Origin of the sequence: Mumia sp. (assembly GCF_028803055.1) — a bacterium.
In the GTDB taxonomy this organism is placed as follows: domain Bacteria; phylum Actinomycetota; class Actinomycetes; order Propionibacteriales; family Nocardioidaceae; genus Mumia.
Genome location: NZ_JARBCJ010000174.1, coordinates 1 through 6,793 on the forward strand (window position 1 = coordinate 1; position 6,793 = coordinate 6,793).

At 71.5% G+C, this 6,793-nt stretch carries 8 protein-coding genes and 1 tRNA gene; 8 read left to right on the plus strand and 1 reads right to left on the minus strand.

The annotated features are described in order from the left end of the window. The coding region (locus tag PV363_RS14410) for a penicillin acylase family protein (RefSeq protein ID WP_301022675.1) at positions 1-805 on the plus strand (805 nt) is incomplete at its 5' end. Positions 806-814: 9 nt separating this feature from the next. On the opposite strand, the gene PV363_RS14415 is transcribed toward PV363_RS14410, so the two are convergent. Continuing rightward, on the minus strand, positions 815-1,384 hold the full coding sequence (locus tag PV363_RS14415; RefSeq protein ID WP_220366168.1) for a 5-formyltetrahydrofolate cyclo-ligase: 570 nt from the start codon (positions 1,382-1,384) through the stop codon (positions 815-817). 30 nt (positions 1,385-1,414) lie between these two features. Between PV363_RS14415 and PV363_RS14420 the strand changes: the two genes are divergently transcribed. The 7 genes from PV363_RS14420 to PV363_RS14450 all read left to right on the plus strand — a co-directional run bounded on the left by PV363_RS14420 (position 1,415) and on the right by PV363_RS14450 (position 6,709). After that, positions 1,415-2,800, plus strand: a complete 1,386-nt coding sequence (locus PV363_RS14420; RefSeq protein ID WP_301022676.1) for a UTP--glucose-1-phosphate uridylyltransferase — start codon at positions 1,415-1,417, stop codon at positions 2,798-2,800. A gap of 10 nt (positions 2,801-2,810) precedes the next feature. After that, positions 2,811-4,031 (plus strand): gephyrin-like molybdotransferase Glp, encoded by a 1,221-nt coding sequence (gene glp, locus PV363_RS14425; RefSeq protein WP_301022677.1) that lies wholly within the window; start codon positions 2,811-2,813, stop codon positions 4,029-4,031. Beyond that, positions 4,031-4,504 carry a cyclic pyranopterin monophosphate synthase MoaC gene (gene moaC / locus PV363_RS14430; RefSeq protein ID WP_220346176.1) on the plus strand — a complete coding sequence of 158 codons (474 nt, stop codon included), beginning with the start codon at positions 4,031-4,033 and terminating at the stop codon, positions 4,502-4,504. Before glp ends, moaC begins: the two co-directional genes overlap by 1 nt. Continuing rightward, complete coding sequence (locus tag PV363_RS14435) at positions 4,501-4,995, plus strand: MogA/MoaB family molybdenum cofactor biosynthesis protein (protein WP_220343584.1); 495 nt, start codon at positions 4,501-4,503, stop codon at positions 4,993-4,995. The genes moaC and PV363_RS14435 overlap by 4 nt, the downstream gene beginning before the upstream one ends. Positions 4,996-5,045: 50 nt before the next feature. Then, entirely contained in the window at positions 5,046-5,603 is a 558-nt protein-coding gene (locus PV363_RS14440) for a GNAT family protein (protein ID WP_301022679.1), read from the plus strand. 75 nt (positions 5,604-5,678) lie between these two features. Then, complete coding sequence (locus tag PV363_RS14445) at positions 5,679-6,572, plus strand: hypothetical protein (protein WP_301022678.1); 894 nt, start codon at positions 5,679-5,681, stop codon at positions 6,570-6,572. A 61-nt stretch (positions 6,573-6,633) separates the two neighbouring features. Then, positions 6,634-6,709: transfer RNA gene (locus tag PV363_RS14450), tRNA-Ala, on the plus strand. The last annotated feature ends 84 nt before the right edge of the window (positions 6,710-6,793 follow it).

The following is a 6,793-nucleotide window of genomic DNA, read 5'->3' on the forward strand; positions in this document are numbered from 1 at the left end:
GGACGTCGACGACATGTCCCGGACCCAGAACGACACCTACAACAGCCAGGCCAACACCCTGATGCCGTACCTCCTCGAGGTCGACCTCGGCTCGGGCTACTACGCCGACGGGCAGGACCTCCTTCGGGACTGGGACATGAAGCAGGACCGCGACTCCGGAGCCGCTGCCTACTTCGCCTCGGTGTGGCGCAACCTGCTGGCCCGCACGTTCCACGACGACCTGCCCCAGGACGTGTGGCCGGCGGGTGGCGAGCGCTGGTTCGAGGTGGTCCGCCGGCTCCTCAACGCACCCGACAGCAGCTGGTGGGACGATCGGACGACCAAGCGGGAGCGCGAGACGCGCGACGACGTCCTTCGGACGGCGATGCGGGACGCCCGCGACGAGATGACGCGGCTGCAGTCGCTGGATCCCACCCGGTGGACGTGGGGACGGGTGCACACGCTGACTCTGGAGAACCAGACGCTCGGGACGTCGGGGATCGCGCTCGTCGAGCGGCTGTTCAACCGCGGGCCGTACGCTGTCGCCGGCGGGTCCGGTCTCGTCGACGCGACCGCGTGGGACGCGGCGAAGGGCTACGAGGTGACCGCGGTGCCGTCGATGCGGATGGTCGTCGACCTCGACGACCTGGACCGCTCACGGTGGATCAACCTGACGGGCGTCTCCGGGCACGCGTTCCACGGCAACTACGTCGACCAGACCTCGTTGTGGGCGGACGGCAAGACCCTGGCCTGGCCGTTCTCGCCTGAGAAGGTCAAGGCGGCGGCCGACGACGAGCTGACGCTGACGCCCCGGCTCGAACACTGAGCGACCTCGTCAGCGCGGAGGCAGCTCGACGGTCCTGGCCGGGCTGAGCGCCACGTCGACGCGTTGGTCGTGAGCCTCCGGGTGGACGTCGTCGACGAGCTCGTGGTCGTAGACGAGCGCGACCCGCAGGGGACGCTCGCACGACGCGAGCGCCTCGTCGTAGTAGCCGCCGCCGCGGCCGAGACGGAACCCGGCGGCGTCGACCGCGAGCGCGGGCACGATCGCGACGTCGGTGCCCGCCAGGGCGTCGGGGACTGCCTCGCCACGAGGCTCGGGGATGCCGAACCGACCGATGACCAGCGCGTCCCGGCCGGCGTACCGGACCCAGCTCAGCTGCCTGCGGGGGAGCGCCCGGGGGACGACGACCTCGACGTCCTCGGCGAGCAGCGCGTCGAGCAGCGGCCAGGTGGGCGGCTCCCGACCGACCGACAGGTACGCCGCCACCGAACGTCCGGCGTGCTCGCGGACGAGAGCGTGGGCGCGACGGCCCAGGGCCGTGCCGGCGGCGGCCACCGCGGCCTCGTCGAGGTCGGCGCGGGCCTCGAGCAGCTGCTCGCGCAGCAGTCTCTTGTCCGTCACACGACGACGGTAGTGCCTACGATGAGCGGCATGAGTGAACAGGGACTGACCGCGGCTCGGGAGACGATGGTGGCGGCGGGAGTCCCTCCTCGGGCGATCGAGGTCTTCGCCCACCACTACGCCGAGCTTGAGGCCGGCGCGACCGGCATGATCCACGAGTCCGACATCGACCCGCTCGACCCGCCGCCGAGGCTGGCCGACGCCCAGGTGGACGAGAGCCAGATGCGCGACGCTCTGGCGCGCACGGTCGTCATCAAGCTCAACGGCGGGCTCGGGACCTCGATGGGCATGGACAAGGCCAAGTCGCTGCTGCCGGTCCGTGGCGAGCGGACGTTCCTCGACATCGTGGTGGAGCAGGTACGGCGCGTGCGCAGCGTCTACGACACCGACCTCCCGCTGATCCTGATGGACAGCTTCCGGACCCGCGAGGACACGCTGGACGCGCTGACCCAGCACCCGGACGTCCCGGTCGAGGGCCTTCCGTTGGACTTCCTCCAGAACAAGGAGCCCAAGCTGCGTGCCGACGACCTCACGCCGGTGTCGTGGCCGAAGGACCCGACTCTGGAGTGGACTCCGCCCGGCCACGGAGACCTCTACACCGCGCTCGACGCGTCCGGCACGCTCGCGGCTCTGATCGAGGCCGGGTACCGCTACGCCTCCGTCTCGAACTCCGACAACCTCGGCAGCTATCCCAGCCCGCGGATGGCCGGGTGGTTCGCGCAGTCCTCCGCGCCGTACGCCGCCGAGGTGTGCCGCCGTACTCCGGCCGACGTCAAGGGCGGCTACCTCGTCCGTCGCAAGTCCGACGGTCGGCTCGTGCTGCGCGAGACGGCACAGACGCCGAAGGAGGACCAGGCGCTCGCCGACGACACCACCCGCCACCGCTGGTTCCACACCAACAACCTCTGGTTCGACCTCGAGGCGCTCGCGGCCGTCATCGAGGCGCGCGACGGCGTCCTGGGGCTCCCGCTGATCAAGAACGTCAAGACCGTCGACCCGACGGACCCGACCTCGCCGGAGGTGATCCAGGTCGAGTCCGCGATGGGTGCGGCGGTCGAGGTCTTCGACGGTGCCGTCGCCATCGAGGTGGAGCGCGAACGCTTCCTGCCGGTCAAGACGACCGACGACCTGCTGCTGGTCCGGTCGGACTTCTACGACCTCGACGAGGACTTCCACCTCGTCGCGCGCCGCGAGGACGCGCCGCTGGTGAGGCTCGACAAGAAGCACTACAAGCTGGTCCGCGACTTCGACGCGCGGTTCCCCCGTGGACCTGTCTCGCTGGCCGACGCCACGGGGTTCAGGGTGCAGGGGGACTGGACCTTCGGGGCCGGTGTCCGTGTCGTCGGGGAGGTCACGGTGCCCGCCGAGGGCTCACCGGGGACGATCGACGACGGAACGGTGCTCGAAGGGTCTTAGGCTGTCGCTCATGCGTACCGTCGACGAGCACCTCGCGAAGCTGCTCGACCTGATCGGCCCGCTCCAGCCGTACGAGCAGCCGCTGCTGGAGTCCATGGGCCTGCCGCTCGTGGACGACGTCGTGAGCCCGATCGACCTCCCGCGGTTCACGAACTCCGCGATGGACGGCTACGCCGTCCGTGCGGTCGACGTGCACGGTGCCAACCGGGAGTTCCCGGTGCGGCTGCCCGTCGTGGGCGAGCAGGCCGCCGGCTCCAGCACGCCGATGGCGCTGACCTCCAAGACCGCGGTCAAGATCATGACCGGTGCACCGCTGCCGTCCGGGGCCGACACGGTGGTGCCGATCGAGCTGACCGACGGCGGCGACGCCGAGGTGCAGGTCTACCAGGCCCGTCGGGCCGGCGAGAACGTCCGCCCCTCCGGCGAGGACGTGGCCGCGGGTGAGCTGGTCGCGGAGGCCGGCACCGTGCTCGGCCCGCGCGAGGTGGGGCTCCTCGCCTCGCTCGGTTTCGCCCGGCTCAAGGCGCGTCCGCGCCCGCGCGTCGTGGTCCTGTCGACCGGGACCGAGCTGCGTGAGCCTGGTGCCCGCCTGGACTACGACTCCATCTACGACGGCAACTCCTACATGCTCGCCGCGTGCGCGAGGGCGGCCGGTGCGATCGCCTACCGGGTCGGCATCACCTCCGACGACCCCCGTGAGTTCGCCGACGTGCTCTCCGACCAGCTCGTCCGCGCCGACCTCGTCATCACCAGCGGCGGGATCAGCAAGGGTTCGTACGACGTCGTGAAGGCCGCGTTGTCCGACCTCGGGACCGTCGAGTTCTGCGAGGTCGCGATGCAGCCCGGCAAGCCACAGGGCTTCGGGACCGTCGGTGACGACCGGACGCCGATCGTTACGCTGCCGGGCAACCCGGTGTCGTCGTACGTGTCGTTCGAGGTCTTCGTCCTCCCGATGCTCCGGCGGATGATGGGCAGGCTCCCGTACCGCCGCCCGCTGATCCAGGCGACCATGACCGAGGAGATCCGCTCGCCTGCCGGTCGCCGCCAGTACCTTCGCGGCTGGTTCGAGGTCTCACCCCGCGGCGCCGGTGTGACGCCCGTGAGCGGCCCCGGATCCCACCTGATCGCCGGCCTGGCGCGGGCCAACTGCCTGATCTCCGTCGACGAGGACGAGACGGCGCTGCACGTCGGCGACACGGCGAAGGTCCTCGTCCTGGACAGGGACTTCTGATGGGCGAGCCGCGTCTGACCCACGTCGACGACCAGGGTGCCGCACGGATGGTGGACGTTTCCGCCAAGGACGAGAGCCGTCGCGAGGCCCGCGCCACCGGGATGGTCCGGACGACCCCTGAGGTCGTGGCGCTCCTGCGGTCCGGTGACGTGCCGAAGGGCGACGCGCTCGGGGTCGCGCGGGTCGCCGGCATCATGGCGGCCAAGCGCACGCCCGACCTCGTGCCGTTGTGCCACCCGCTCGCCATCACCGGGGTCGAGGTCGACCTGGACGTCGTCGACGACGGTGTCGAGATCGCAGCGACCGTGCGGACGACGGGACGGACGGGTGTCGAGATGGAGGCGTTGACCTCGGTCAGCGTCGCGGCCCTCACCGTCGTCGACATGATCAAGGCGGTCGACAAGCACGCCGTGATCGCCGAGATCAGGGTCCGCGCCAAGTCGGGCGGCAAGAGCGGAGACTGGTCGACGTGAAGGCGCTCGTGATCACCTGCTCCAACCGCGCCGCGGCCGGAGTCTACGAGGACACCACCGGGCCGATGATCGTGCAGGCCCTGCGCGAGTGGGGGTTCGACGTCGACGAGCCGCTCGTCGTGCCCGACGGACCACCTGTCGAGGAGGCGCTCCGGGAAGCGGTCGACCTGCGTCACGCGGCCGTCGTCACCACCGGCGGGACGGGGATCAGTCCCACGGACGCCACGCCCGAGGCGACCGCGAACGTGCTGGACCGCGAGCTTCCGGGAGTGGCCGAGGCGATTCGCGCGTACGGCGTCGCCCACGGGGTGCCGACAGCCATGCTGTCGCGCGGCCGGGCCGGGGTCGCCGATCAGACGGTCGTCGTGAACCTCCCGGGCTCGCGCGGTGGTGTGCGCGACGGGCTGGCCGTGCTGGCCGACGTCCTCGTCCATGCCGTCGAGCAGGTGGCCGGGGTCGACCACGTCCGTGACGCCGGAGGTGCGTCCTGAGCGCGGGCTGGCCGGCGACGCTTCAGCACGGCGACGTCGGCCTGCGCCCCATCCGCCGCGGTGACGCACGGGTGTGGGCGCGGCTGCGGCAGGAGTCGTCCGACTGGCTGGGCCGGTGGGAGGCGACGCTGCCGCGATCGGCGCCGTCCGGGACGCGTTCGTACGGCGCGGCGGTCCGTTCGCTGCGGCAGCAGGCGTCCCAGGGTCGGGCGCTCCCGTTCGTGACGACGTACGGCGGCGGCGACGAGATGATCGGCCAGGTCACGGTGTCCGGGATGACCTGGGGCTCGGCGCGCTGGGCGCAGATCGGCTACTGGATCGCGCGGCCGTACGCCGGTCGCGGCATCACGACCACGGCGGTGGCTCTCGCCACCGACCACTGCTTCGAGGCGCTCGGACTGCACCGCATCGAGATCGCGATCCGTCCGGAGAACCGTTCGAGCCTGCGCATCGTCGACAAGCTCGGTTTCGACCGGGTGGGGCTGGCGCCGCGCTACCTGCACATCGACGGGGCGTGGCGCGACCACCTGCTGTTCGCGATCACCGCCGAGCAGGTTCTGCCCGGCGGGCTCATCGCGAGGGCCGACGCGGCCGGCGTCGATCGCTGACACCGCAAGAACCGCCGCGCGACACACCGGGCGAGGTCCGCAGGGGTGACCGTCCGCAGCACGTACGGTTCATCTGTGGGTACCGGTCTGATCTTCGCAGCCGTGATCGCCATCTGGGTGGCGTACGGCGTTCCTCTGGCGCTCCGGCGCCACGAGGAGGCGACGCGCGCCGGGTCGGTGACCAGCTTCTCCGGGGCGCTGCGGGTGCTCACCCACCGCAAGGACGACACTGACCAGGTGACTCCGGATGCCTCGCCCGCCCCGGCCGACGAGAGCGAGGCCGTGCCCGCCGAGGCGTCCGAGTCTCGTCCCGCACCGCGCCGTCACAACCGTCGGGCCGCTCGTCTCGCGGCCCGCCGTCGTCGTCGGGTGCTGCTGACCCTCCTCACGGCGTGCGCCGTCGTCGGCGGCCTGTCCGTGGCCGGCATCCTGCTGCCGTGGGCCGCCGCGATCCCCGGTGGTCTGGTCGTCGCGTGGCTGGTGCTGTGCCGTGTCATGGTGCGCCGAGAGATCGGCCGACCGGTGCGGCTGCCGAGGGTGAGTGACCCGGAGGCCCGCGCCGCCCGTGCCCGCCGTCGCGAGGCCCGTCGTGACGAGCGACGCGCTGCGCGTGAGGCGGAGGGCGACGTCGAGCTCCAGGTCGATCCCGACACCGAGATGACCGTGATCCTCTCCGGCCAGATCGAGGACCACGAGCCGGCTCGACGCAACGTGATGGTCCGCGGTCCGCTGCCCGAGGGTGCGCTCGACCAGCAGGTGCACGACGCGATCGCGTCGGCCACCACCTCGGGCACGACGCTCTGGGACCCGGTGCCGGTCACCCTTCCGACCTACGTCACCAAGCCCGCCGTCGCGCGGACGGTCCGGACGATCGACTTCGGTGACGGTCCTGCCGCCGGTGCGGCCGGGACGGGCGTCCCCGAGAGCGACTCCGACTCCGACGTCGGCCGTCGCGCCGTCGGTGACTGACGGGCCGTCGCGCCCCGGGTTCGGGACCCATCTGATCGCGTGGTAATCTCGATCTCGCTTTGGGGCTATGGCGCAGTTGGTAGCGCGTCTCGTTCGCAATGAGAAGGTCCGGGGTTCGAATCCCCGTAGCTCCACCAGCCGAAGGCCGGGTTCGCAGTCGCGGACCCGGCCTTCGTCGTTCTGCCGCGGTCACCGGTTCTTCTGCGCGATGGCGGTCGCGG